The sequence below is a fragment of the Flagellimonas okinawensis genome, from assembly GCF_029194005.1.
Classification (GTDB): Bacteria; Bacteroidota; Bacteroidia; order Flavobacteriales; family Flavobacteriaceae; genus Flagellimonas; species Flagellimonas okinawensis.
In genome coordinates, this window is record NZ_JARFVA010000001.1 from 113,817 (window position 1) to 138,533 (window position 24,717).

General features: G+C 40.3%; 25 protein-coding genes. 21 read left to right on the forward strand and 4 right to left on the reverse strand.

Annotated features, from left to right (window positions below):
* The first annotated feature begins 84 nt into the window (after positions 1-84).
* From PY091_RS00565 to PY091_RS00625, 13 genes are all read left to right on the forward strand, one after another.
* Positions 85-1,047 (forward strand): NADH-quinone oxidoreductase subunit B family protein, encoded by a 963-nt coding sequence (locus PY091_RS00565; RefSeq protein WP_275647817.1) that lies wholly within the window; start codon positions 85-87, stop codon positions 1,045-1,047.
* A gap of 21 nt (positions 1,048-1,068) precedes the next feature.
* A complete protein-coding gene (locus tag PY091_RS00570; protein WP_036382135.1) occupies positions 1,069-2,661 on the forward strand; it encodes a nickel-dependent hydrogenase large subunit in 1,593 nt (530 codons plus the stop codon).
* A 79-nt stretch (positions 2,662-2,740) separates the two neighbouring features.
* Positions 2,741-3,208: a hydrogenase maturation protease gene (locus PY091_RS00575; RefSeq protein ID WP_036382137.1), complete on the forward strand. Its 468-nt coding sequence runs from the start codon at positions 2,741-2,743 to the stop codon at positions 3,206-3,208.
* Between the two features lie 8 nt (positions 3,209-3,216).
* A complete protein-coding gene (locus PY091_RS00580) occupies positions 3,217-3,537 on the forward strand; it encodes a hypothetical protein (RefSeq protein WP_051947244.1) in 321 nt (106 codons plus the stop codon).
* Positions 3,534-3,791: a hypothetical protein gene (locus PY091_RS00585; protein WP_036382140.1), complete on the forward strand. Its 258-nt coding sequence runs from the start codon at positions 3,534-3,536 to the stop codon at positions 3,789-3,791. The genes PY091_RS00580 and PY091_RS00585 overlap by 4 nt, the downstream gene beginning before the upstream one ends.
* The gene (locus PY091_RS00590) at positions 3,766-5,247 is read left to right on the forward strand and encodes a hypothetical protein (protein WP_072877979.1); all 1,482 of its coding nucleotides are present in this window, start codon (positions 3,766-3,768) and stop codon (positions 5,245-5,247) included. Before PY091_RS00585 ends, PY091_RS00590 begins: the two co-directional genes overlap by 26 nt.
* Positions 5,248-5,254: 7 nt before the next feature.
* Complete coding sequence (locus PY091_RS00595; RefSeq protein WP_036382147.1) at positions 5,255-5,602, forward strand: hydrogenase maturation nickel metallochaperone HypA/HybF; 348 nt, start codon at positions 5,255-5,257, stop codon at positions 5,600-5,602.
* Positions 5,603-5,633: 31 nt separating this feature from the next.
* The gene (gene hypB, locus PY091_RS00600) at positions 5,634-6,332 is read left to right on the forward strand and encodes a hydrogenase nickel incorporation protein HypB (protein WP_072878679.1); all 699 of its coding nucleotides are present in this window, start codon (positions 5,634-5,636) and stop codon (positions 6,330-6,332) included.
* Between the two features lie 7 nt (positions 6,333-6,339).
* Positions 6,340-8,601 (forward strand): carbamoyltransferase HypF, encoded by a 2,262-nt coding sequence (gene hypF / locus PY091_RS00605; RefSeq protein WP_094998669.1) that lies wholly within the window; start codon positions 6,340-6,342, stop codon positions 8,599-8,601.
* A 3-nt stretch (positions 8,602-8,604) separates the two neighbouring features.
* On the forward strand, positions 8,605-8,880 hold the full coding sequence (locus PY091_RS00610) for a HypC/HybG/HupF family hydrogenase formation chaperone (RefSeq protein WP_036382153.1): 276 nt from the start codon (positions 8,605-8,607) through the stop codon (positions 8,878-8,880).
* A gap of 97 nt (positions 8,881-8,977) precedes the next feature.
* The gene (gene hypD, locus PY091_RS00615; RefSeq protein ID WP_036382157.1) at positions 8,978-10,072 is read left to right on the forward strand and encodes a hydrogenase formation protein HypD; all 1,095 of its coding nucleotides are present in this window, start codon (positions 8,978-8,980) and stop codon (positions 10,070-10,072) included.
* A gap of 10 nt (positions 10,073-10,082) precedes the next feature.
* Positions 10,083-11,144: a hydrogenase expression/formation protein HypE gene (hypE, locus tag PY091_RS00620; protein WP_229702477.1), complete on the forward strand. Its 1,062-nt coding sequence runs from the start codon at positions 10,083-10,085 to the stop codon at positions 11,142-11,144.
* Between the two features lies 1 nt (position 11,145).
* Positions 11,146-12,240: an NHL repeat-containing protein gene (locus PY091_RS00625; protein ID WP_036382160.1), complete on the forward strand. Its 1,095-nt coding sequence runs from the start codon at positions 11,146-11,148 to the stop codon at positions 12,238-12,240.
* On the opposite strand, the gene PY091_RS00630 is transcribed toward PY091_RS00625, so the two are convergent.
* On the reverse strand, positions 12,237-12,944 hold the full coding sequence (locus PY091_RS00630; protein WP_036382163.1) for an urease accessory protein UreH domain-containing protein: 708 nt from the start codon (positions 12,942-12,944) through the stop codon (positions 12,237-12,239). The two genes, PY091_RS00625 and PY091_RS00630, sit on opposite strands and share 4 nt — an antisense overlap.
* Positions 12,945-13,211: 267 nt before the next feature.
* On the opposite strand from PY091_RS00630, the gene PY091_RS00635 reads away from it, so the two are divergent.
* The 3 genes from PY091_RS00635 to PY091_RS00645 are packed head-to-tail and all read left to right on the forward strand — an operon-like array spanning position 13,212 to position 14,783.
* Positions 13,212-13,799, forward strand: a complete 588-nt coding sequence (locus PY091_RS00635) for a recombinase family protein (protein ID WP_093980791.1) — start codon at positions 13,212-13,214, stop codon at positions 13,797-13,799.
* A gap of 8 nt (positions 13,800-13,807) precedes the next feature.
* On the forward strand, positions 13,808-14,599 hold the full coding sequence (locus PY091_RS00640) for an AAA family ATPase (protein WP_093980790.1): 792 nt from the start codon (positions 13,808-13,810) through the stop codon (positions 14,597-14,599).
* A 19-nt stretch (positions 14,600-14,618) separates the two neighbouring features.
* Positions 14,619-14,783 (forward strand): type II toxin-antitoxin system HicB family antitoxin, encoded by a 165-nt coding sequence (locus PY091_RS00645; RefSeq protein ID WP_093980789.1) that lies wholly within the window; start codon positions 14,619-14,621, stop codon positions 14,781-14,783.
* Positions 14,784-15,511: 728 nt separating this feature from the next.
* Here the strand turns inward: PY091_RS00645 and PY091_RS00650 are convergent.
* Complete coding sequence (locus PY091_RS00650; RefSeq protein WP_275647818.1) at positions 15,512-16,246, reverse strand: alpha/beta hydrolase family protein; 735 nt, start codon at positions 16,244-16,246, stop codon at positions 15,512-15,514.
* A 132-nt stretch (positions 16,247-16,378) separates the two neighbouring features.
* On the reverse strand, positions 16,379-18,028 hold the full coding sequence (locus PY091_RS00655; RefSeq protein ID WP_275647819.1) for an AMP-binding protein: 1,650 nt from the start codon (positions 18,026-18,028) through the stop codon (positions 16,379-16,381).
* Between the two features lie 233 nt (positions 18,029-18,261).
* Between PY091_RS00655 and PY091_RS00660 the strand changes: the two genes are divergently transcribed.
* Complete coding sequence (locus PY091_RS00660) at positions 18,262-19,104, forward strand: 1,4-dihydroxy-2-naphthoyl-CoA synthase (RefSeq protein ID WP_275647820.1); 843 nt, start codon at positions 18,262-18,264, stop codon at positions 19,102-19,104.
* A gap of 749 nt (positions 19,105-19,853) precedes the next feature.
* Here the strand turns inward: PY091_RS00660 and PY091_RS00665 are convergent.
* Positions 19,854-21,188, reverse strand: a complete 1,335-nt coding sequence (locus tag PY091_RS00665) for a serine hydrolase domain-containing protein (protein WP_275647821.1) — start codon at positions 21,186-21,188, stop codon at positions 19,854-19,856.
* A gap of 52 nt (positions 21,189-21,240) precedes the next feature.
* On the opposite strand from PY091_RS00665, the gene PY091_RS00670 reads away from it, so the two are divergent.
* Genes PY091_RS00670 through PY091_RS00685 form a run of 4 tightly spaced genes read left to right on the forward strand, consistent with a single transcriptional unit; the run spans position 21,241 to position 24,717 of the window.
* Positions 21,241-22,113 (forward strand): pirin family protein, encoded by an 873-nt coding sequence (locus PY091_RS00670; protein ID WP_275647822.1) that lies wholly within the window; start codon positions 21,241-21,243, stop codon positions 22,111-22,113.
* Positions 22,114-22,149: 36 nt separating this feature from the next.
* The gene (locus PY091_RS00675; protein ID WP_275647823.1) at positions 22,150-23,637 is read left to right on the forward strand and encodes an FG-GAP-like repeat-containing protein; all 1,488 of its coding nucleotides are present in this window, start codon (positions 22,150-22,152) and stop codon (positions 23,635-23,637) included.
* Positions 23,637-24,074: a 3D domain-containing protein gene (locus PY091_RS00680; RefSeq protein ID WP_417956714.1), complete on the forward strand. Its 438-nt coding sequence runs from the start codon at positions 23,637-23,639 to the stop codon at positions 24,072-24,074. The genes PY091_RS00675 and PY091_RS00680 overlap by 1 nt, the downstream gene beginning before the upstream one ends.
* Positions 24,061-24,717, forward strand: coding sequence for a peptidoglycan recognition protein family protein (locus tag PY091_RS00685; protein WP_275647825.1), 657 nt, complete (start codon positions 24,061-24,063; stop codon positions 24,715-24,717). Before PY091_RS00680 ends, PY091_RS00685 begins: the two co-directional genes overlap by 14 nt.

Below are 24,717 nucleotides of genomic sequence, written 5' to 3' on the forward strand. Positions count from 1 at the left end.
ATAACGCAAAATACTCTAAAAATTTTGTTAAATAAGAATCATATTCTTATTTTCATTACTTTTAAAATAAATATCAAATGACTTATGGCAAATGTACTATGGTTACAAGGAGGTGCATGTAGTGGCAACACAATGTCCTTTTTGAACGCCGAAGAACCAACGGTGGTAGAACTTATTACCGATTTCGGGCTAAACATTTTATGGCACCCAACAACCGGTTTACAGATTGGGGACCAAGTTCAAGACCTATTAAAGGATATCCTCGCAGGAAAAGTGCAGATGGATATTCTTGTTTTTGAAGGCTCGATAATTCAAGGCCCGGATAACACAGGAACCATGAACTTATTCGCTGACCGTCCGATGAAGGACTGGATTAAGGAACTCTCAGAAGTTGCGGGCTATGTCGTCGCTATTGGCGATTGCGCAACATGGGGAGGCATACCTGCAGTTCCGCCAAACCCTAGTGAATCTACTGGAATGCAATTCCATAAAAAGAACAAGGGTGGGTTCTTGGGCCCTGACTATGTTTCAAAAGGTGGTTTGCCAGTAATAAATATACCAGGTTGCCCTGCGCACCCAGATTGGATTACTCAAATTCTTGTCGCGATTTCTGTGGGAAGGATAGGCGATGTGCTTATTGATGATTACCACAGGCCAAAAACGTTTTTTACCGACTTTGTTCAGACAGGTTGTACCAACGTAGTCAACTTTGCACAAAAAGTCGATGGTGGATTTGGCCAAAGGGGTAACGGATGCCTCTTTTACGAGGTTGGATGTAGAGGCCCAATGACAAGAGCGAGTTGTAACAATATATTGTGGAACAGACAATCTAGTAAAACCCGAGCTAATCATCCTTGTTTGGGCTGTACCGAACCTGGCTTTCCACATCACGACCTTATGAAAGGTAGTGTTTTTAAGACCATGAATTACATGGGTACATTTCCTAAAGAAGTCCCAGAGGGTAGGAACAAATTGGCTTACTATTTAGAGGCCGGTTTCCAGAAAGTATTACCTACAAACCATAGGGTTAAGGAAGGTTCAAAATAATAGCAACGAAAAAGAATAAAAATGTCAGTAACAGAATTAAATATATCTCCCGTTGGTCGTGTTGAGGGCGATTTGGATGTGAAGGTCTATATTGACAACGGCAAAGTCACACGCGCCCATACGCAAGCAGCGATGTTCAGGGGTTTTGAGAAAATCATGGCAGGCAAGGATCCACAATCGGGACTCATTGTTACTCCTAGAATTTGTGGTATTTGTGGAGGGTCGCACCTATATTGTGCATCCTCGGCATTAGATACTGCTTGGGGAACAAAGCTAACCCCAAATGCTCTTTTGTTGAGAGCGATTGGTCAGGCTTCGGAAACCCTTCAAAGTATCCCAAGATGGTATTATGCGATTTTCGCCACGGATTTAGCTAATAAAAAGTATGCCGATAAACCTTTATATAAGGAAGTGGTAAAACGCTGGTCCGCCTATGTCGGAGAAACCTTTCAAAAGGGATTGACGGCAAGTGGACTGCCAGTTCAGATTTATGCCTTGTTCGGTGGTCAATGGCCCCACTCAAGTTACATGGTGCCGGGTGGGGTGATGTGCGCTCCTACCTTAAAGGATATTACCAGAGCTCATGCTATACTCGCACAATTTAAAAACGATTGGTTAGAACCGATTTGGTTAGGTTGCTCTATCGAGCGTTATATGGAAATCAAATCTTGGGACGACATGTTGGCGTGGGTCGAAGAAAATGAATCTCAAAAGAATAGTGATCTGGGATTGTTGATTCGTGCGGGTATCGAATTTGGTTTGGATAAATTCGGTCAAGGTGTTGGTAAATTCTTAGCAACAGGAACATACTTGCATAAAGACAGATATAATAATCCAACTATTGAAGGTAGAAATGACGCCTTAATTAGCTCAAGTGGATTCTTTGATGGTGAAAATTATCATGAGTTTGACCACATGAAAGTGAGCGAGCACGTTAAGCATTCGTGGTATAAAGACCAAGAAGATGGGCTTCACCCTTGGGATGAACCGCTTCCGACACCTATGAAATCGCAGACATTGCATGATAGTGACTTTGATAATCAATATAGCTGGGCAAAAGCTCCGCGTTATGACGGACATGCTGCTGAAGCTGGTCCGTTGGCTAGGGTGATTATGAACGCTAACCCAAATAATAAGGAACATCAAATTAGAGATCCTTTATTTGGTGATATCATGAAAAAGCTAGGGCCTAGCGTATTCACTAGAGTTCTTGCTAGAGTTCATGAAGCTCCTAGAATCTATAAATTCATTGAACAATGGTTATCTGAAATTGATTTAGATGGTGAGTTCTACACCAAACCTGTTGAGAAAGACGGCAAAGGTTTTGGTGCTACGGAAGCAGCAAGAGGAGCCTTAGCACATTGGATTGAAATTAAAGATGGTGTTATCAAAAACTATCAAGTTATGGCCCCAACAACTTGGAATGTTGGTCCGCAAGATGGTAATGATAATCCAGGACCTATTGAGACCGCTCTTTTGGGCACAACGATCGAAGACCCATTAGATCCAGTAGAAGTAGGTATTGTAGCGCGCTCTTTCGATTCATGTTTGGTATGTACGGTACATGCCCATGATGCGCAAAGTGGCGTTGAGCTATCAAGATTCAAATTATAACTTCTGACATGTAGTTTTTTTGAGACTTTCCTGAGGGTGACCTCGGGAAAGTTTTTTACTTTAATAGAAAGAAAAATAGATGAAAACGGCAATAATGGGATTTGGAAATCCGGTGCGCAGCGATGATGCAGTAGGCATTTATGTAATAGAACAGTTGCGGGAAAAACTTCCCGATTCTGACGACATAAGCATTATCGATATGGGTACAGCTGCCTTTGAAGTACTTTTTGGTTTAAAAGGCCATGATAAGATTATTTTGGCAGATGCAGTTCTGAATAGCAATGAACCTGTGGGTACTTTGTTTAAAGTCCCAGCGGAAGAAGTAATGAAAGCACCTCAAGATGACCCGATGGTTTTTCTCCATGGAATGAAATGGGACCAGGCTTTATCGTACACGAAAAAAATATTACAAGATGAGTATCCAGAAGATATTCAAGTGTATTTAGTGGCGATTGAAAATACCAAGCTAGAAGTTGATTTGAGTGACGTGGTGAAGGAAGCAGGTGATAAAGTCGTACAACATATTTTGGAAGAATTAAATTTATAGATATCTACGTGAGTGCTAAAATCACCCTGAAGACTTCACATATTTATTTGGACAATGAATTGATTCAACCCATCTTCGGAGACATTCATTACGCGTATGTCACCTATGTGGAAGAGCAGAGTAAGGTTTTAATCACTCCTGTTTCGAGTCAATGGTTCGTTAAAATGTACAAACCGACTCAGTTTCTATTGAAATCACGTAATTTAAAAGGTGATAAAACCCTAGCTATTCGAGAGATATTGATAGACAATGATTTAGATATGACTGACAGGGATTTGGATTATGAAATCATTGAAAAAACGAATTTGATAAAGGTGAGTATCTCATGACAAAACCAAAAAACGACTGGCTAATAGATGCCGAGGTGCAGTACAAGGTTACCCCTGTAAAAGGACGTTGGGAGGTTTCGCTCATATTTATAAATACCCAAGACCCTAACGAGGTTTTGGTTCAAGTTATCGGTGATTACCGTTCGGAACGACTCGCTGAAATCTATGGTAGAAATATACAGCAAACAGCTGCAAAAGACCCACGAGGTACACAAAAAGTAGACAAAGATGCTTACGATATTAACAACAACTGATGCCATCCTAAAGGTTCAGAAGGCGATTGCATCGGTAGATAGATTGGATGAGTTGGTTGGCATAACCGAGGACGCTGAAACTATAGATGACCTGAAAACCTTGGTGGTAGCATCGGATGAAATTACAGTTCCTTTAGATTGGTATGATTTGGAACCGCCTTATATATTTCCTGCGACTCCATTTAACAGGCAAAATCTACTGGCCTTGGTTTTCTATAAGCTTGGAAATCATCAAAAGGCCTTTGAGTTTGTTTCTGAAGAACATCCGCTATACCACCACCTTTTGATTGCAACACATTTGCAATTCGGTTATGAGATTTCGCCTGACATGGTAGATTTTTGTTACAATACATCGCCGCACAACAGTGCAGTTCTAAGTTATTATGGTGTCGTAGAAAACCCCAAAAACAATGAGGGACTTAAAAAAGAGTTTTCTGAAGCACTTTCCAAAGCTGAAAATGATGAAGTCAAGGTATTTACGGCTAAACACTACCTAAATTTACTTCTCGATTCTGGTGAATTGCAGGAGGCAAAACAACTGGCGCAAGAACAATTCGAAATTGCCATTTCAGAAGATGCCAAAAATGCAATGAATACCCATTTAGCGGGAATTTTAATGGCACAATTACAAGTGCCTTATGATAGTCAAATGTTAGAAGAAGTTCATGAACTGCAGTTAAAGGCCATTGCTCAATTCGAAGCAAAAGACCTGAAAATACAGGCAGGAATGTTGTTGGTCGATGCAACAGAAATTGCCAATTTTAAGGGAGACTTTGTTGCATCCAAAGAACTTATTAATAGAGCGATTCAATATTTTAAAGAAGAAGATATTCCGGAGTTCTTGGGAGAGGCCGGATTCAAAAAAGCGATTCTATTATATACTTGGTCAAAGAATGGAAGTCCTCAATATTATAAAGCAGCCATTAATGCTTTTCAGGATGTATTGAAAGTGTTCAAGCGAGATACACATCCTCAGAAATTTGCAGATGTACATCACAATCTGGCGTTAATTTATTCTGAAATTCCGGTAGGTGCTGACGAGAAACCAATGTGGACGGCCTTTTGTGCATCATCCTTCAAAGAAGTTCTGGCTTTTTATACAAAAGATAAGTATCCGTATGAAAATGCAATGGCAAGTCATAATTATGCGACAGCGTTAATGCATTTTCCTCCAGCAAAAATTCATGACAATCTTGAAAAAGCAGCTGGTCTGTTTGAGGAAGCGCTTGAGGTGAGAACGGCAGAAGCATATCCCTTTGAACGTGCTTTGACCTTGATGAATCAATTGGAATTGGGATGGCTTACACATAACGAAACTAGTGAGGAGGAGTTGAAAAAATATGAAGAAATGAAGGAAAAAGCCGAGGAAGTGAAAACTTTGGTGACAGATGCTGGTATACTAGAACAAGCTGAGAAGCATCTCCAAGAATTGGAAAAAGTAAAAAGTTTAATTTAGGAGGGTTATGCACGAAACATCTATCGTAAATAGCATTATTGCGACTTTGGAACAAGAGTTTGAAGCTGAGAAACTCCAGAAGATGAAAGCAATTCACCTGAAAGTGGGAATCCTTTCGAACATAGAACCGCGTTTGCTACACAACGCATATGATGTTTATCATTTAAGGGATGGCAGATTTCAGAACGTTGCTTTGAAAATAGAATCGACACAATTGAAAATTCAATGTGAAGTTTGCGATCATGTTACCAATGTGGAGAATTACAGGTTTCTATGCGAAAATTGCGAACGACCAAGTAAAAATGTAATCGAAGGGGAGGAAATGTTGATTCACAAAATAGAATTTGATGACTAGACCATTAGGTCTTTATAAACACAAAAAAACGATGAGCGTAGATAAATCAACAAAGGCGGCACGAGGAACTGTGCAATGCGAGAACACTAATATCAATTTGCTCAAAGCAAATGATTTTGTAGCGGATATTATTAAAAAGGAAATGGCTAAAACCAATACTCTTTTAATCAACATAACCTCATCAGCAGGTAGTGGTAAGACCACCTTAATGCAGAAAACCGCAGAAAAACTAAAGGATAAAATAACAATGGCCGTGATGGTCGGAGATTTAGAAACGGAACGTGATGCAGAGCGTATTCGGGAGACCGGCATACATGCCCTGCAGATAGTAACGGGAGGTATTTGCCATCTGGAAGCTCAAATGGTGCATCAGGTTTTAGACCAATTCGACTTGGAGAATATTGATTTATTGTTCATAGAAAATGTGGGCAATTTGGTTTGTCCGGCTTCTTTCGATTTGGGTGAAGACTATCGCGTTACCTTAATGGCAACAACAGAAGGTGATGACAAGCCCAAAAAGTATCCTAAAATGTTTTTGACCAGCGATATGATGGTCGTTTCAAAAGCCGATTTATTGCCTTACGTGCCTTTCTCAGTAGAAGCCGTAATCAAGGATGCGCGAGAGGTAAACCATGAAATAGAAGTGTTACAAGTTTCGTCTACGAACGGAGAGGGAATAGATGCTTGGTGTGATTGGTTACTGGAGAAAATTGAACGGAAGAAAGGATAATGGCTAAATGCAAAAAACCTTTGAAATTACTATTTCTGGTCAAGTACAAGGGGTGGGTTTCCGTCCTTTTGTGTATAGTTTATCTAAACAATTTCAATTGAGGGGTTCGGTTTGCAATAATCAAGACGGAGTACTAATTCACATCAATGCCTCCGAAGAAAAAGCAACTAATTTTCTGGTTCAACTACTAGAAAATGCTCCATCAATTTCTATCATTCAATCACATAAGATTTCCGAAATTCCGTTTCAAGAATTCGATGGCTTCAAGATAATTCCTTCAGAAGCAAAGCATCAAACCAACATTCCGTTAACCCCAGATTTTTCTATTTGCGAATCATGCAAAGCTGAAATTAGGGATAAAAGCAATCGGCGATATGGGTATGCTTTTACCACATGCACCAACTGCGGCCCAAGATTTGCGGCGACCACAAAATTTCCTTTTGAGAGGTCAAATACAACGGTTTCTGCCTTTAAAATGTGTGCTACTTGTCAATCGGAATATATCAATCCTGATGACAGGCGATTTCATTCGCAAACGAATGGCTGCCCCGATTGTGGGATTCAATTAAAACTGCAAGATTATGACGGGAGGCAATTTGATGGAGACCATAAGGAGCTAGTTAAGAAAACATCCGACTTCATCCGAAAAGGAAGCATCCTGGCACTTAAAAACACAAATGGTTATCTGCTATGTTGCGATGCCAATAATAAGTCGGCGATAGAACGTTTACGTGAAAAAAAGCAACGCCCTGCGAAACCTTTTGCCTTGCTCTATCCATCCTTGGAAAGAATCAAAAAAGACTTTAACCTAAGTGCTACAGAAGAAAATGCACTTACTTCATCTGTAGCTCCCATAGTTATTTTGAACCCGAAGAAGTCTATTCCTGACTTGGAACAAGATGGTATCGCTCCAGGATTGAATCAATTCGGTGTTATGTTACCATCATCAGCTTTGCTCACGGTTTTGATGGATGAACTTGGTACTCCGATCATCGCCACGAGTGGAAATGTTCATGGCTCCCCGATTATCTCGAAAGAATCAGAAGCAATTCAAAAACTATCTGGAGTGGCTGATTATTTCCTGCATCACGATTTAGAAGTTACTTTTCCTCAGGATGATTCTGTATTTCGGTTTACTGATGAACATCAAATTACACTTCGACGTTCTCGTGGATTAGCTCCCAACTTTCTGAATATGACACCTTCGGGAAACGAAAAGATACTGGCCATGGGTGCCCATTTAAAGAGCACGTTTACGTTTGTGCCTAATTCGCATACCTATATGAGTCCTTATCTTGGAAATCTGGATAGCTATGATGTTTCCGAAAGATTTCAGAATAGTATTGGACAATTTGAAAAGTTGTTTCAAACACAACCGGAAGTAATTTTGATAGATGCCCATCCACAATATCAAAGTAGCATTTTGGGAAGGGAGTTGGCTGAAAAATGGAATGCGGAATATATCTCCATACAACATCACAAAGCCCATTTTGCAAGTGTTTTAGGCGAACACGATTTATTTGATTCCAAAGAAAAAATACTAGGTCTAGTTTGGGATGGAACTGGGTTTGGAGAAGACAATATGATATGGGGAGGCGAGTCCTTTACGTATCAAAATCACGAAATGGAACGGCTGATTCACTTTGAATATTATGATTGGTTGGCTGCTGATAAAATGGCGAAAGAACCAAGATTGTCCTTTCTCAGTATACTTCCCAATGCAGAAAAGGAAATTGCCAGGAAGAAGTTTTCCGAAACGGAATGGAAAGTCTATTTAAAAATGTTGGAGAACAACCCATTGAAAACATCATCGGTAGGACGCTTGTTTGACGCGGTTGCATCCTTGTTGGGTATAATAGATGTGACTAGCTATGAAGGTGAGGCTGCAATGCTATTAGAAAATCAAGCAAGAATGTATGTTGGAAATGATGAAGTTGATTTTTTAGCAGGGGTAGTATTTGAAAACATTCCAACAAAAACAATTATTCAAAATATTCATCAAGCTATGGTAGATGGTTTCTCAATTCCAAGAATTGCGAATAGTTTTATTCATACGCTAGCGCGCGTGATTTTTAATATAGCAAAGCAGCATAATTTTAGTTGTATTGCTTGTAGTGGCGGGGTTTTTCAAAATGCTGTACTCATCGAAAAGCTTATAAAACTAGCTGAAAATTCGGGAATAAAGTTAAAATTTAATCGTATATTGTCTAGTAACGATGAGAATATTTCGTTCGGTCAGTTATCTTATTATCAGCATATTAAAAAGTAAATTATGTGTTTAGCGATTCCAGGTAAAATCAAGAGTATTGAAATGCAGTATGATGGCAAGGTGCGCATGGCTAAAGTGTTATTTGGCGGTATAACCAAAGAGGCCAGTTTAGAAATGCTGCCTGATGCCGATATTGACGATTATGTATTGGTACACGTTGGTGTTGCCATCAGCAAAGTAGATGAAGAAGAAGCGCAAAAAACGTTTAAGTATCTGGAAGAGATTGGGGAACTGGGAGACCTTACCGATGTAGATGAATATTTGCCAAAAACTAATTAAAACCGTTTGCCGTGAAATGATCCATTACAAACATTACATTCAATTTGCAAATTGAGCGAATTACATCTGACCAATTAATAAAAATAAAAATCTACAGATGAAATACATGTCTGAATACCGCGACCCTGAACTCGCAAAAAAATATTTGGAAGAAATAAAGAACACCGTTTCTAGACCTTGGTCGATTATGGAAGTTTGTGGTGGGCAAACACATAGCCTTGTGAAAAATGGTATCATTGAAATGTTACCGGATTCGGTTACTATGATTCATGGACCCGGGTGCCCCGTTTGTGTGACTCCTTTGAATTTAATCGATAAAGCGGTGTATCTCGCCTCAGACAAAGGAGTGATTCTTTGCTCCTTTGGAGATATGCTGAGAGTGCCTGGTTCTCAAAAAAGTTTGCTTGAAGCAAAAGCAGAAGGAGCCGATGTACGGATTTTATATTCTCCCTTAGAGGCTGTAAAAATTGCCGAAGACAATCCGGATAAAGAAGTTGTTTTCTTTGCCGTTGGCTTTGAAACAACGGCTCCGGCAAATGCCTTGTCGGTAGTGCACGCGCATCGTAGAGGCGTAAAAAACTATTCTATTTTGGCATCGCATGTCTTGGTGCCACCAGCAATAAAAGCGGTAATCGATGATGAGGAAAGTAAAATAGATGGCTTTTTGGCTGCTGGTCATGTATGTACCATAATGGGCAATACGGAGTATCATCCAATATCGGCCAAATATAAAGTGCCGATCGTGGTTACGGGTTTTGAACCTTTAGATGTGCTGCAAGGTATTTTGATGGTTATCCGTCAATTAGAGCAAAGTAAGTCTGAAGTTGAAAATCAATACGCTAGAATCGTTCGGGAGGAAGGTAATCGTGATGCTCAAAAAGTCATTGATGAAGTTTTTGAAGTTAGACATCAGATGTGGCGGGGTATTGGGGAAATTCCTGATAGCGGCTATGCCGTTCGTGAGAAATATGCAGCGTTTGATGCTACAAAAAAATTTAGTGTCACGATTGAAGAGGCACCTGAAAACCCAGACTGTATTTCAGGTCAGGTTATGAAGGGAATCAAAAAGCCTTTTGAGTGCTCTCAATTTGGTAAAGCGTGTAAACCTACAAATCCACTTGGTGCGCCCATGGTCAGTAGTGAAGGGGCTTGTGCTGCCTATTATCACTTTTCCGGACTAGTTGAAGCTTAATCGAAACCAAATGCCGGAGAACAACAAAATACGCGTGCAGCTGCAATGCCCCATGCCTAAACTTGACTTTGATGTCATCACTTTAGGGCATGGAAGTGGCGGAGTACTAACCAACAGACTTTTAGATAGTGGTGTTTTTGATCTGCTGAAAAACGATATCCTCGACGAACGCCATGATGGTGCATTTTTAGAGTTGCATGGCAAAACGGCTTTTTCTACAGATAGCTTTTTAGTGTCTCCCATATTTTTCCCCGGGGGAAATATTGGAGAGTTGGCCGTAAACGGAACGGTCAATGATCTGGCAATGTGCGGGGCTACGCCCAAATATCTCTCGTTAAGTTTTATCATTGAGGAAGGACTTCCAGTAAAAGAATTTTGGGATATTCTGGTAGCCATCAAATTCGCTTGTGAAAAAGCAGGCGTGCAAATCGTTACTGGCGATACTAAAGTGGTTGAAAAGGGTAAGGGCGACAAAATTTTCGTGAACACTTCAGGTGTCGGACCTATTCATCCCAAAGCAAATATCCGCGTAAAAAATATATCCGTAGGAGACAAAATAATTATTAGTGGAAATGTTGCATCTCACGGAATGGCTATCATGTCGGTTCGTGAAGGTTTAGAATTCGGCTCTGAAATCAAGAGTGATACCACCAATCTAAATCATACCATACTACGATTGATTGAGCTGTTTGGAGAAAGTATTCATTTATTGACTGACCCGACACGGGGTGGTGTTGCAACAGTATTGAAAGAAATTGCACAATCTTCTGAAATAGGTATCGACTTGTTTCAAAGAGATTTTCCTATGGATGAACAGGTGGCAAGTGCCTGCGAATTATTAGGCTTGGACCCTTTATACGTAGCAAACGAAGGACTCTTTATTGCTTTCGTATCTGAGTCTGTAGCAGATGCCGTTTTGACTGCTTTGCAAGAAGATGAGAATGGTCAAAATGCTCGTATTATAGGAAGCGTCGTTGCGGAACATCCCAAACAAGTCATTATGGAAAGTGCAATAGGAGGTAAGAGGGTTATAAGTATGCTTCCCGGAGAACAATTGCCTAGAATTTGTTAATATGAATTTTGAAACGCTAGGCAAACATGTTACCGATTCTTATGTTTTTAAAGGTTCCGAGGAAATGCCATTCTTGGCTCCAAGAGGAGTTTTTACTATGGAGAATAAACTCTTTGTTTCCGATACGGGGCGTAATCGCATTTTTATCTGGAATGAAATTCCCAAGACAGAATATCAAGAACCCGATATTGTTTTGGGTCAGGTCGATGCCACAGAAACGGGTCGTAATGCGGGTGGAATTGCAACTGCAAGTACATTACATTATCCATCGGGAATATGGAGCAATGGCACTATCGTTATCGTTGCAGATGCTTGGAACCATCGCGTGCTTATTTGGCATTCGTTACCCACTCAAAATGGGCAGCCAGCGGATGTAGTGTTGGGGCAGCCCGATTTTGAATCAAATCAACCCAACGTTTCGGGTATTGGAAACGACCCTTCTGCACAAACCTTAAACTGGCCGTACGGAGTTTTCTCAGATGGAGAAAGCCTTTGGATAGCAGATACAGGGAATCGGAGGATATTGTTCTATGACGGGATTCCAATGACCAATTTTGCTCCGGCGGATGAAGTCATAGGAAAACCGGATTTCACGAACAGGGATTATGAAAATCATGAACCCATTTGGCCCTATTCCGTTAAGGTAAATGCCAAAAGACAAATGGTCGTAGCCGACACTCAATTCTACCGTTCATTAGTTTGGAATGATGCTGACAAAGCATTTTCAAAACCAGCGGATAGTATTATTGGACAAGCCGATTTTGATGCTTGTGGACAAAATCAGTTTGGCTTGTTTCCCTCTTCAAAATCGTTAAACTGGATATATGATGCTTGTTTCTATAAAGACGGGATACTAGTAAATGATACTGGGAATAGTAGAGTATTATGGTTTGATAAAATCCCAACGAAAAACAATCCCGAAGCAACAGCGGTCATTGGGAAACGAGATTTTAAAACAGGAAGCGAAAATAAAGAAACCTTGATGGGAACTTCAAGCTCCTTGTATTGGCCTTTTTCAATAACTACAAAAGAAAATAAACTAATCATTGCCGATACTGGAAATCATCGGGTAGTGATAACGGATTTAAAGCTCTAAAGACTAAGATACAGCCAGTAAACACCTATAGCAATTGCGAAAACTCCTCCCGATAAGCGCACCATTTTAAAAAGAGATTTACTGTTTTGTTTTTTGGAGTACCTCGCTAATTGTCCAAGTAAGAATGTATAAATCGTCATAGCCAATAGTGTTCCTAATCCGAAGCCAATGATGTATTGAATACTATCAAATTTATTTTCAAATCCCAATACCGGAAGGAGTAAAACAAAATGTGCTATTCCTGCGAGTCCATGTAAAACCCCAATCCCAAAAGAAGTCCATTGATTTTGCTTAACCTTTTTGCTATGAGCGTGACCATGGTTTAGCATGTTTTTGTCATGCTCATGTTCGTGTATATGAATATAGGGCTCTTCCGCATTGTGCACATGCGGATGTTTGTGGTTTTTTCTTTTGCCGAAAATACTGTATAATGCCCAGAGTCCCACGACAATTAAAACGGCGCCAACTAGCTGTTCACTATGTTCCGATATTTTCTCTATTGGAATGTATTGCCGAAATAGGAGAAAAAGCAACCCTATCAAAAGCATTCCGGTCAGATGTCCAAAACCCCAGAACAAACCTATTTTCCAGACTTTTCGTCTCGTTTCAATCGCCAAAGGGGTAACCGCAGCCAAATGGTCTGGTCCTGAAACCACATGTAATATTGAAGCTGCAATACCGGCAAGTAAAGGAAAGCTCATCATTCGATTTACAAAAGAACAATGTAGTGAAATTTCTTGTCAAAATTGTTTCTGATACGCTTTTCAATTCGCTCTACGTTGTTACAAAATATACATTTCATTATTTAGCTCTTTAAAGTGAAAATCCTAGGCCGTTATAAATCATAATTATGGTCCTATTAATCGGCCGTTTTACGGCACAGTTGAATCCGCGTCAAAAAACATTCGTTCACAGTTCCATTTGTCGTTCTTTTTAGTAGTTTCGTTATATAACCTTTTACGGAACCAAATATGACGGTCGGATATGCCAGGGTGTCCACACCCGAACAAAAGTTGGAAGCTCAGATTGCCTTGCTCGAAAAAGAGGGTTGCGAGAAAATCTATACCGATATCGCCAGCGGTACAAGAGATGATAGAAAGGGCCTGAACGAGATGCTCAAATACATGAGGAAGGGGGACACCATTCTTACCTACAAAAACGATCGTGTTTTCCGTTCCCTGAGAAACATGGTGGAACTCATAGACCGCTTCAACGAGGCCGGGGTACACTTCAAAAGTCTGAGCGAACCGGAATTCGATACGACTTCGGCAAATGGGAAATTTCTTCTACAAATCTTTGCTGCGGTTGCGGAATTCGAGAGAAACCTAATCAGTGAACGTACCAAAGTGGGACTGGACAATGCCAGAAAACGAAACAAGCTTTTGGGCAGGCCCAAGGGTGCAAAAGTGGAAACAATTGAAAAGTACCACTACGCCAAACATCTTTATGAGAACCAAGGGGTCTCAATCGATAATGCATGCAAGCGGGCAAAATTGGGAAAGACCTCTTTCTATAGAGTGGAAAAATCACTAATGGCGGATTCAACCGTTAAACCCTGAACCGATCTATGCCGTACCTATCGTCACTTAGCGTTATAGCGGAACGGACCCATCCGTTTCCCTACGATGTCAGTGCTATCAAGTTTGCAAAGGATATCGATGTGTCCGCACCAGTCACATTTATTATAGGGGACAATGGAACGGGGAAGTCCACTTTACTTGAAACATTGGCACTTCGTTTACAACTCCCACATATGGACGGGTTCGGATATGGCAAGAATTGTTTCAAGGCGGCCCGTTCGCTGACACCTTATCTGCAATTGAACTGGAAAATTGAGAGGCCAAGGGGATTTTTCTTCAGGGCAGAGGACTTTGGTGATCTCTTGAACAGTATCGATAGGGAGGATGCCAGGCTCCACGAGTCGTTCAAGGATATCTATGGTGAAGTTCCGGACCGTATCATCCAGGAAATGAAGGATAACCAAAACTATCAGATTTATAAAATGCGGCAGAACTACGGCCAAGACCTTCAGGGGTTTTCACATGGGGAAGCTTATCTGAAAATAATGGACGATACCATAAATGGAAGTGGGATATTCCTGCTGGATGAACCCGAAGCAGCATTGTCCCCATCAAAACAGTTGTCATTGCTCTATTTCATCCAAGCACACTTAAAGGCCCATATGTCCCAATTTATCATTGCCACGCATTCACCCATGCTTATGGCGTATCCCGGAGCAAATATTTATGAGGTGACGGACAAAGGAATGAACAAGGTATCATTGGAGGAAACGGAGCACTATACCATTACCAGGTCGTTCTTACAAAGTCCGGAAAGCTATCTGAGGTTTTTGAAATAACATATCCTAAATTTGATTTATGGAATACGAAATTATTTATGAGAAGAGCAGCGATGGTTGGAGTGCCTATGTACCGGAACTTCCCGGGTGTACTTCCGCTGGTGCCGATAGAGCTGAAATCGAGAATAATATCAAGGAAGCCATTGAATTGCATTTGGAACTCCTTCACGGACAAGAACACTGAAAAGAGCTTACCGTGGTTGTTCCAATAAACAAAATAGGAATCTCATTATCGCATAAACATAAAATAGAACACTTGGGCAGTACGTTCAATAAACCCTATTGCACATTACATCCATATAGACCAATAAATAAAACTGGGGAATTTAATTAATCGATAAACACCAGTGTTTTCGGTATTTCCGAGCAAAGTTTTCCGTTTATGCAGCTATGTGGTCATCGGGCGGTTTCAGCCGCTATGCGTTCACTCCCAAATCAAAGTTTATATTGGTTTCTCCTATATTTTTTCCAGTTACGGGTACGTTTTGAAAATTTTGAGTTAGTGGTCTCTATTCCATGGGGGAAACAGAACCAACAACCACCCATCTTACGGTAGTTGTCAATCCTTGAAATGCGGATATTGGATATCTTTTTAGGAAAATCAATGTGTCCCTCTTGGGTAAGACCAAAGGCTTTTATAAATCGCTTTGAATGTTTCACGATTTCAATGTTTTAAGTGAATACTTAGAACATTGAGCCTTTTAAGAAAATGGAAAGAAACATAATCGGTTTATTTCCGTAAAGATAGTCCATTAACCGTTTTGCGCCCAAGTCGTTTTAAAAGCCATGAAATGGTAGTGTAATCCCGAAACGGGCTAGCGTCCGTAAAAAATTGTATTATAATAAATTAGGTAATTTAATTGGGCATTTTGTTCAATTTTGGGACGATGTCAAAGCGGAAAGCCAATGTTTTCAATGCCTCCGAGCTATATTGACACTTTTCGCAGCTATGAGGTCACTAGGCCTATTACTGGAAGTAATGGATTTCGCATATTGCAATACCTTTTTAGCAGTACTCTGATCATGCTTGTTCTCCTTTTCCAACTCATAGGGCAACAGACCAAAAGGTGTGTTGGGGTAAGGCATATGAAAATTCGCTGAAATAAAAATATAACCACGGGAAGCAAAATATTCTGCCATTATTGAGTTTTCGTCCGACATTCCCTGAGACCCATGGTGGTACACAATAACAGGATAATCCGCATCTACGGGCAGAGCGCTACGTAGGCTTTTTGTTTGTTGGGATTTAACCAACTCCAAAATATCCGAATAACTTTTGGTGCCATAATCTATGGGGTTATCCGTTTCTAGATGGTAGGTAATGCCATCCCTAATGAAACTTTCATCCATGTGTTTGAGCAATTCCTGATAAACGGACTCTAATGCTTCCGGTACCTGACGATCTCTAAAGTCATCGAATTTCATTAAATCTTGGTCGGAATCAATAGCCGTAGGAAACCATATTTGAAGAAAGACAGGTTGATTTCCCTCATAGCCATATTGTTTGTACTGTATCTCTTGGTTGTATATAATGTTATCGCAAAACCCAACATGGTAAGAGCCCAATGGAACATAATCGTAATAAGTCTCCTGACAAATTCCCGAGATGGATAGAAAAATGAAAATACAAGCCGAAATTGTTCTCATCTAATGGTTTTAGGGCCTCATGCATAAAAGCACTGTAATTTATCCAATTTGAAGAGGAAATATTGTGGGAATTGATGAATGCGTCAATTGATCTTATGAATGGTGCTTTAGAACCAAAAACGATGCTAAAAGCTATGATTCACTTTCATACACAACTCGTTCTTTTCTGGAAAACCAGTCCAAGTACATCGGTTGGTGAATAGCTTCAATTCTATTACGCCTTATTTTCATAGATGGGGTCATTAAACCATTGTCAACGGTCCAGTTTTCTTTCATCACTACCGCTTTTTCAATTTTCTCATGCTTTTTTAAGGTTGGGTTCAATGCATTAATGGATTTTAAAATTGATGCATTCAAAGCATCTTTACCCTTGGACCAGCCAGACTCAGAGGGAATCAAAAGAACTATGGGTTGGGAAATGCCTGTTCCAACCAAACAAATATGCTCAAAATCCGTGTTTTTGGATAATTCGAGTTCTATGGGGGAAGGAGTGACATACTTACCCTTATCCGTTTTAAATTGATCTTTGATTCGTCCAACGATTGACAAGAAACCATCATGATCAAACTCTCCGAGATCTCCGGTCTTCAAAAAACCATCTTTTGTGAACATAGCATCCGTCTGCTCTTTGGATTTGTAATACCCGACCATTAGAGCATCGCTCTTAATGAGAATTTCACCTTCTGCGGATAATTTAGAGGTAACACCGGGCAAGGGTTTGCCCACGGTTCCAAACTTATTTGTTTTTGTTAGATTAAAATGTGAAAGAATGCAATCCTCGGTCATGCCATAACATTGCTGAATATCTATTCCTATTTTAGAGTACCAATTTTGAAGACTCAATGCTAATGGAGCTGCTCCTGAACCGCAAAATGATGCATTGGAGAGTCCCAATTTAGCAATGATTCTTTTCTTGATGATATTATTGATGATTGGAATGGACAACAATAGATCCAATTTCTTCTGTGGTATTTTTTGCAACACCCCTTCTTGAAATTTTTGCCAAATCCTGGGCACAGCAAAAAAGGTATTGGGTTGAACATTGGCCAAATCCTCTGCAAAAGTTTCCAAGGATTCCGGAAAACTAACGGTGCTGCCACCGTACATAGAGCCCATTTCAATTCCGATTCGCTCCGCAATATGCGAAAGTGGCAGATAGGAGAAAAAATTGGATTGGTCCTTAACTTCCAGCGCTTTCATTCCAACTTGGGTCACCAAATTAAACGATTTGACCTTGTGCATGACACCCTTTGGATTCCCCGTAGTACCGGAAGTATACATTATGGTTATTAAATCTTCGGGGTTCTGGTCAATAGGTCGGAAGTCATTTTGTTTTTGAATGAGCTCTTCCCACGAGTACGCTTCTTTTATACCGTAAAGCTCAACACCAATTTTTGGAATGTCCGGAATTCCATCTTTTTGAGCGCTGTAATCATCCAATTTACCCAGTAGAATTGCTTTGCTCTCACTGTGCAACAATATCTCATTGATACTGTTTTTGTCCAAAGTTGGGTATAAAGGAACCGAAATAAACCCTCCCAGCATTATAGCTAGGTCGGCCATAAACCAATGTGCACAGTTTTTGGATAAGAGTGCCACATGATCACCTTTTTTTAATCCCATTTCATGCAAAGTGGCGGCTATTTGTAAGGCTTGTTCAAAAGCATCCCGGCGAGTATATTCAATAAATTCTCGCTTTATAGGCTGCCTTAAAAAAATATGGTCAGGGTCTTTGTCAAGCCAATAAAAAAAGGCTTCCAAAGGAGTTGTGAAAGTTGACATACGGGGTTGCTGATTTGTATTAAAGATACATTATTTTTAGATGAACCACGACATAATCAACTGTGAATGAGACCCGAAACCGATTCAAAAAACCTCTTGACCATTCAATATTTGCAAAATATTTATTCGCAACTTCATATTACCAGATGTCCTTCTGTATAAATTAGTATGATTTCATAAATGGGGATAACTTAGATTTTCCGTTATTTTGTGGAAAGACAAATTATAGCACTATGGAATCACCCAACTGGCAAACCGCCATGGAATTTGAAGATATCACCTATAAAAAATGTAATGGGGTTGCACGCATCGCCTTTAATCGCCCAGATGTTCGCAACGCCTTTAGGCCAAAAACTACCAGCGAACTTTACAAGGCATTCTACGATGCACAGGAAGACACCTCCATTGGTGTAGTGCTACTTTCCGGTGAAGGACCTTCGTCCAAGGACGGCAAATGGGCATTTTGTAGTGGTGGGGACCAAAAAGCTCGCGGACATAAAGGTTATGTTGGTGATGATGGTTACCACAGATTAAATATTCTGGAAGTTCAGCGTTTGATACGCTTTATGCCCAAAGTGGTAATTGCCGTTGTTCCTGGATGGGCCGTAGGAGGGGGGCACAGCTTACATGTAGTTTGTGATATGACCCTAGCAAGTAAAGAACATGCCATTTTTAAACAGACAGATGCCGATGTTACCAGTTTTGATGGAGGTTATGGTTCCGCCTATTTGGCAAAAATGGTAGGACAAAAGAAAGCTAGGGAAATTTTCTTTTTGGGGAGAAATTATTCGGCACAAGAAGCATATGAAATGGGAATGGTAAATGCAGTGATTCCTCATGCCGAATTGGAGGATACCGCTTACCAATGGGCACAGGAAATTTTGGAAAAATCACCTACTTCGATAAAAATGCTCAAATTCGCCATGAACCTTACCGACGATGGTATGGTAGGTCAGCAAGTATTTGCCGGAGAAGCAACCCGTTTGGCCTACATGACCGATGAAGCCATAGAAGGGCGAAATGCATTTCTTGAAAAGCGTAAGCCAGATTTTGGTAAGGACAAATGGATTCCGTAATTCAATTTCCTTTTGAAGAAATAAAATGACTTAGGGACCTTCTGCCTTATCCGGACTTTTGACTCTTGATTCCAGTCGGAGATTATTGATGTGCTTAAAATAACATCGATGTTGTAACATCGAGCGAAGTCGAGATGTTATAGGAATAATTCAGGATGGTCCCAAATAGAAAAGAGCCCTGCCACTTGGGTCAAGACTCTTTTACGAGAACACTATATGAAAATGAAAAAATTACTTTCTGAATTAATTACAATGTAAATGTACCCAGCAACTCCAATTAAGCGAAATTATTGTTGTGAAGTCAGCTTTACATGTTGTCAGCTGGTCTTTTTTTGTAATTCTAGGCTTATTAATTGGCTTGCCAAAGGTCTTTCTAACTGAGTTAATGAAGGAAAAATCTAGATTTCATCTCACAGTGCTAGAAATGACAATGGGATTCTTCTGCCTTGTTAGGACTCTTGACTATTAGTTCCAGTAGGAGATTATTTGTTGTGCTTAAAATAGCATCTATGTTGTCACATCGAGCGAAGTCGAGATGTTACAGGATTAATTTAGGATGACCCCAAATAGAAAAGAGCCCTGCCACTTGGGTCAAGACTCTTTTACGAGAACACTATATGAAAATGAAAAAATTACTTTCGTTTATTAATACATGGTAAAACTACCAATCGTGTTCCCGTAAACGAAATTATTGTTGTGAAGTGCCACTTAAGTGTGGTTTTATGGACATTATAGTATATCATATCGTTCTAAGGCACTGCTTTTACGATGTTCGACAACACACCATTTATGTCAAAATAGGGTTCCTCCGCCAATCCTGTGCGAACTACCACCAATTCCTTGGATGGTATTACAAATACATGCTGTCCTTCAAAACCGTTACAGGAAAAAAGATCTTTGGGGACATCAGGATATTTACCCTCGGCATTCAACCAAAAATGAGCGCCATAAGTACCATTGGAATTAATAGTGGGCGTGGTAATATAATCTACCCAATCCGCATCAAAAAGCTGTTCACCGTTCCATTGGCCCTCATCCAAGTACAATTGTCCAAATCGAGCCCAATCACGTGTATTGGCCCAAGCATAGGATGACCCCACATAATTGCCAGCAATGTCGGCCTCCATCACCATGGAATACATACCTATTTTATCGATCAAGGAAGCGTAAGGAAAATTCAAATACTCCTGGTGTGTTCTAAACTGTTGCCTTAAGATACCGGAAAGCAAATTTGTAGTCCCAGAAGAATAGTTCCAGATTTCCGTAGGTGCGGCAATGGCCTTTTTATTGCGTTGTGCCATCGTCATATCGCTGTCCAAAAAGAGCATACGGGTAACATCGGAGATGCCTGTATAATCCTCTTCCCAAGCTAACCCACTCTGCATGCGCAATAAATGGTTCAATGTTATATTTTTCCTTTCATCATCTTTCCATTCGGGAATCGGTGCCGGCCAATCCATTTCCAATTTACCTTGGTGTTCTAGGATTCCAAAATAGGTGGCCAAAATACTTTTGGTCATGGACCAACCTAAAATTGGAGTGTCCTTATCAAAACCATCAATATATTTTTCTGCAATTAAATGCCCCTTATAAAGAATGAGGAACGTTCTCGTTTTTTGGGTCTCCGGATTGGCAAAGGCCATCGCCATAGCTTTGTTGATTTGATCCATATCCACCTCTGGCAAAATAGTATCCATGGGAGGAGCTTGTCCAAACGGGTAAGGTATGGTATCATTATTCTGTATCCTTTGTGGGCGGATGGTAAGTTTTTCCGGGTCGTAATCATCATTTACCAAAACAGCACCCAATCCATCTCTGTAGACTGCTGTTCTTTCCATTAGGCCATAAACGGTGGACGAAGCAGATTCTTCACTTTCGTTTACTTCTGTGGTAGCCAACTCGATCAATGGGGCATTGTTATCATTTAAATTAATGCTGGCCGCCGAGCGGTGGGCCAAATAAACTCCGGAAGCCATATTTTTGGCGGCATACCCAGAAATTATGTTCAATTTAGGATAATTCAAATAGATGATCACTCCAATCGCAACGATCAGGAGCAACAAAACGCGTTTAAGTAGTTTCATGGTTATAGGATGTATTTGTAACTTTCTGCATCTAAATATAAACATTTAAGACATGTCCAACATTGGATTGATAATAGAAGAAAGAAGTCGGGATATTGGTGATTTTTTAGTGGGACGATTGATTCCTTTCCGTAAAAAAAGAATGATCGGCCCCTTTATTTTTATAGATCATATGGGACCCACCCAATTGGGGCCAGAGAAATATATGGATGTAGACCAGCATCCGCATATGGGGCTATCCACACTTACCTTTATGCTGGAAGGCGAATTAATTCATGAAGACAGTCTTGGGACCCACCAAAGAATAAAACCGGGGTCCGTTAACTGGATGACGGCAGGGAAGGGGGTCACCCATACGGAACGCACCCCTCAAGATATGCGCAATGGCAATAGCTTTACCGCTCACGGATACCAAATTTGGGTTGCTTTGCCAAAGGAACTTGAAGATATGGAACCGCAATTCCACCATATTGACGGTAAGGATATTCCTAAATGGTCGGATGGGTCTACCGAATTCAAATTGGTTGCAGGTGAAGGTTACGGTAAAAAATCCCCTGTACCTGTGCACTCCAATTTATTTATGGTTGAGATAAAAACATCCGAAACCTATACCCTTAATGTAAACGGTGATTTAAAGGGCGAAATCGGAATTTGTATTGTGGAAGGTAGTATTGAAGCATGTGGAGAAACGGTTGTAGAGGGGAATATTTTGGTTTCCAAGGTTGAAGACACCTGTAATATAAAACTAACTCCCAATACTCATTTAATGCTGTTCGGTGGTGAACCTTTTCCGGAGGAACGCTATATTTATTGGAATTTTGTTTCGTCCAGCAAAGAAAAACTGGATCAGGCCAAAAAAGCATGGGATAACAAAACATTTGTAATGATGGATAACGACACGTCCTATGTTCCTTTGCCTAAATAAACAGACCAACTTAAACCTTAACTTCTTAATAACCCAATGCCAATCATAACCAGAACGTTCCTCCAATTAACTTTACTTTTCCTATTCTCCCTAATTGTCTCCTGTAAAAAAGAGAAACCTAAGCAAGAAGAGGCACAGTTGTACAATAAGTACTGTGCTAGTTGTCACGTAGCACCACAAATCAATGAACTACCCAAAGAAGTTTGGGAGAAATCCGTACTACCGGCTATGGTGGCCCGTATGGATGTTGAAGGAATGTACCAAGACCCAAATGAGTTGAAAACTGGTTTTAGACCAAAAATTTCGCTGCAAGAATGGGCACAATTGGAAAATTATATATTGTCGAACGCCCCTTCTTATTTGGAGACTGTGGATGTTCCAAAAGCCGATACCTTAAGGCAATTTAAAATGAACCCTTTTGCTTTAGATGAACAAAATGGAGCAATGATCACTTTTTTAGGCTTTTCTGCAGATGATAGTAGACTGTTTTATGGGGATCTAACCGGAAAATTGGGCGCATTTGATTTTATCTCCGAAAACAACACCAAAATTCATCAAGGAACGACCCCGGTTACCTGGTACAGCAAAAAAGATTCAGTAGAAATTATAAGTGAAGTGGGGATTTTAGGGCCATCCGAAGAGGAAAAGGGAAAACTTACCCGCAAAATCGACCAGGATACCATTTCCTTGGACAACAGCTTTCATAGACCCGTACATACGCTATTGGAAGACTTAAATGGAGACGGAACCAAAGAAATAGTGGTCAGCGAATTTGGTAATGAAGCTGGTAGGTTATCGCTTTTAATCAAAAATGAATCTGGTCAATACGATAAAAAAATACTGCTCAACCTCCCAGGCGCCATTAGAACTGTGGCCAGGGACATGAACAACGATGGTAAAATGGATATAGTTGCCTTAATGACCCAGAGCAATGAGAGCATTACCATTTTTCATCAAACAGGAGACCTTGAGTTCGAGGCAAAAAAAGTGCTTGAATTTAGCCCTGTTTACGGAACCAGTTGGTTTGAACTGGTAGATTACAATGGAGATGGGTTGGAAGATATTGTTACCGTACAGGGTGACAATGCCGACATTTCCTATGTACACAAACCCTACCATGGTATGAGGATTTTTATAAACAATGGTAAAAACGCCTACGAAGAATCATTTTTCTATCCCATGTATGGCGCTACAAGAGTAGTATCCAGAGATTTCGACCAAGATGGAGATATTGATTTTGCTTTGGTAAGCACATTTCCAAACTATCAGGAGTTTCCCGAACGTACTTTTGTTTATTTAGAAAACTTGGATGCCAACAATTATACATTCAACACCAACATTTTAAAGGATCCTACTTTGGCTCGCTGGTTTTTAATGGATGCGGCCGATATAGATAATGATGGGGATGAAGATTTGGTACTAAGCTCATTAACCTTAGGTTTTACACCCGTACCAGAAGTACTTTCTAACCGATGGAAGAACAGTAATGTGGATATTTTAGTTCTCGAAAACCTGTTACATTGATAAAATGGAGTGCCATATTATTTCTAATATTCCTTGGTTGTTCTCCCAAAGAGAAAACTATTGAGCCACCACCAAAATATAAGTGGTACGGACACGAGGTAACGGCATCTGCCTATAACTCCGTTTTTTGGCAAACGGACAGCATAAGTCCTTCCGTTGCAGCCTGGGGAGACACTTTAAAACCTGGCATGAAAACGATTGCAGTGTCCAGAGACCTAATAAAAATGGGACTTACCCATAACACCATGGTTAAAATAGATACGTTTCCCGATACATTTTATGTTAAGGATAAAATGCACTATCGCTGGCGTAACCGTATTGACATATACATGGGAAAAGACGTTAAAAAAGCAAGGGAATGGGGCAGAAAAAAATTGATGATCTGCTACGCTGTTCCCACCGACTCTATATTAAATATAACGAATGAAGAAAACTAGCTTAATTGTTTTGGCCTTGGCCTTGGGAGCATGTTCCTCTCAAAAGGAAATCGTGGACATCCCTATTATTTTTGATGAACAACGCGTTGAATTGACCAAGGAATACCTTTTAAAAAGATACGAATTGGACCAGGAGACCCCTGAAATAATCCCCAAAATGGTAGTGTTGCATTGGACAGCAATTCCATCATTAAAAAAATCGTTCGAAGCCTTTAATAGGTCCACGCTTCCAAATTGGCGCCCCGATTTAGTGAATGTGAGCGGGTTGAACGTATCCTCGCATTTTTTAGTGGATCAAGATGGTACTATTTATAGACTGATGCCCGAAACCACCATGGCAAGACATACGATCGGACTTAACCATTGTGCTATTGGAATTGAGAATGTCGGTGGCACCGAAGGAATGCCTCTGACAAAACAACAACTTAAATCCAATATATTTTTAGTGGACTATTTGGCATCAAAATATGATATAGAATATGTGATAGGCCATCAAGAATATACGCAGTTTGAAGGTCACCCATTATGGCTCGAAGTTGATGATGGGTACCGTACCGAAAAAACCGATCCGGGAATGGACTTTGTGGAAAAAGTGAAGAAAGCCAATAAAAACTTTAATTTTAAACCAGTTCCAAAAAAATAA

Bases quoted from the DNA above. Each gene is read 5' to 3' on its own strand.
- PY091_RS00565 (WP_275647817.1), top strand. From the start codon at position 85: ATGGCAAATGTACTATGGTTACAAGGAGGTGCATGTAGTGGCAACACA.
- PY091_RS00570 (WP_036382135.1), top strand. From the start codon at position 1,069: ATGTCAGTAACAGAATTAAATATATCTCCCGTTGGTCGTGTTGAGGGC.
- PY091_RS00575 (WP_036382137.1), top strand. From the start codon at position 2,741: ATGAAAACGGCAATAATGGGATTTGGAAATCCGGTGCGCAGCGATGAT.
- PY091_RS00585 (WP_036382140.1), top strand. From the start codon at position 3,534: ATGACAAAACCAAAAAACGACTGGCTAATAGATGCCGAGGTGCAGTAC.
- PY091_RS00590 (WP_072877979.1), top strand. From the start codon at position 3,766: ATGCTTACGATATTAACAACAACTGATGCCATCCTAAAGGTTCAGAAG.
- PY091_RS00595 (WP_036382147.1), top strand. From the start codon at position 5,255: ATGCACGAAACATCTATCGTAAATAGCATTATTGCGACTTTGGAACAA.
- hypB (WP_072878679.1), top strand. From the start codon at position 5,634: ATGAGCGTAGATAAATCAACAAAGGCGGCACGAGGAACTGTGCAATGC.
- hypF (WP_094998669.1), top strand. From the start codon at position 6,340: ATGCAAAAAACCTTTGAAATTACTATTTCTGGTCAAGTACAAGGGGTG.
- PY091_RS00610 (WP_036382153.1), top strand. From the start codon at position 8,605: ATGTGTTTAGCGATTCCAGGTAAAATCAAGAGTATTGAAATGCAGTAT.
- hypD (WP_036382157.1), top strand. From the start codon at position 8,978: ATGAAATACATGTCTGAATACCGCGACCCTGAACTCGCAAAAAAATAT.
- hypE (WP_229702477.1), top strand. From the start codon at position 10,083: ATGCCGGAGAACAACAAAATACGCGTGCAGCTGCAATGCCCCATGCCT.
- PY091_RS00625 (WP_036382160.1), top strand. From the start codon at position 11,146: ATGAATTTTGAAACGCTAGGCAAACATGTTACCGATTCTTATGTTTTT.
- PY091_RS00630 (WP_036382163.1), bottom strand. From the start codon at position 12,944: ATGATGAGCTTTCCTTTACTTGCCGGTATTGCAGCTTCAATATTACAT.
- PY091_RS00635 (WP_093980791.1), top strand. From the start codon at position 13,212: ATGACGGTCGGATATGCCAGGGTGTCCACACCCGAACAAAAGTTGGAA.
- PY091_RS00640 (WP_093980790.1), top strand. From the start codon at position 13,808: ATGCCGTACCTATCGTCACTTAGCGTTATAGCGGAACGGACCCATCCG.
- PY091_RS00645 (WP_093980789.1), top strand. From the start codon at position 14,619: ATGGAATACGAAATTATTTATGAGAAGAGCAGCGATGGTTGGAGTGCC.
- PY091_RS00650 (WP_275647818.1), bottom strand. From the start codon at position 16,246: ATGAGAACAATTTCGGCTTGTATTTTCATTTTTCTATCCATCTCGGGA.
- PY091_RS00655 (WP_275647819.1), bottom strand. From the start codon at position 18,028: ATGTCAACTTTCACAACTCCTTTGGAAGCCTTTTTTTATTGGCTTGAC.
- PY091_RS00660 (WP_275647820.1), top strand. From the start codon at position 18,262: ATGGAATCACCCAACTGGCAAACCGCCATGGAATTTGAAGATATCACC.
- PY091_RS00665 (WP_275647821.1), bottom strand. From the start codon at position 21,188: ATGAAACTACTTAAACGCGTTTTGTTGCTCCTGATCGTTGCGATTGGA.
- PY091_RS00670 (WP_275647822.1), top strand. From the start codon at position 21,241: ATGTCCAACATTGGATTGATAATAGAAGAAAGAAGTCGGGATATTGGT.
- PY091_RS00675 (WP_275647823.1), top strand. From the start codon at position 22,150: ATGCCAATCATAACCAGAACGTTCCTCCAATTAACTTTACTTTTCCTA.
- PY091_RS00685 (WP_275647825.1), top strand. From the start codon at position 24,061: ATGAAGAAAACTAGCTTAATTGTTTTGGCCTTGGCCTTGGGAGCATGT.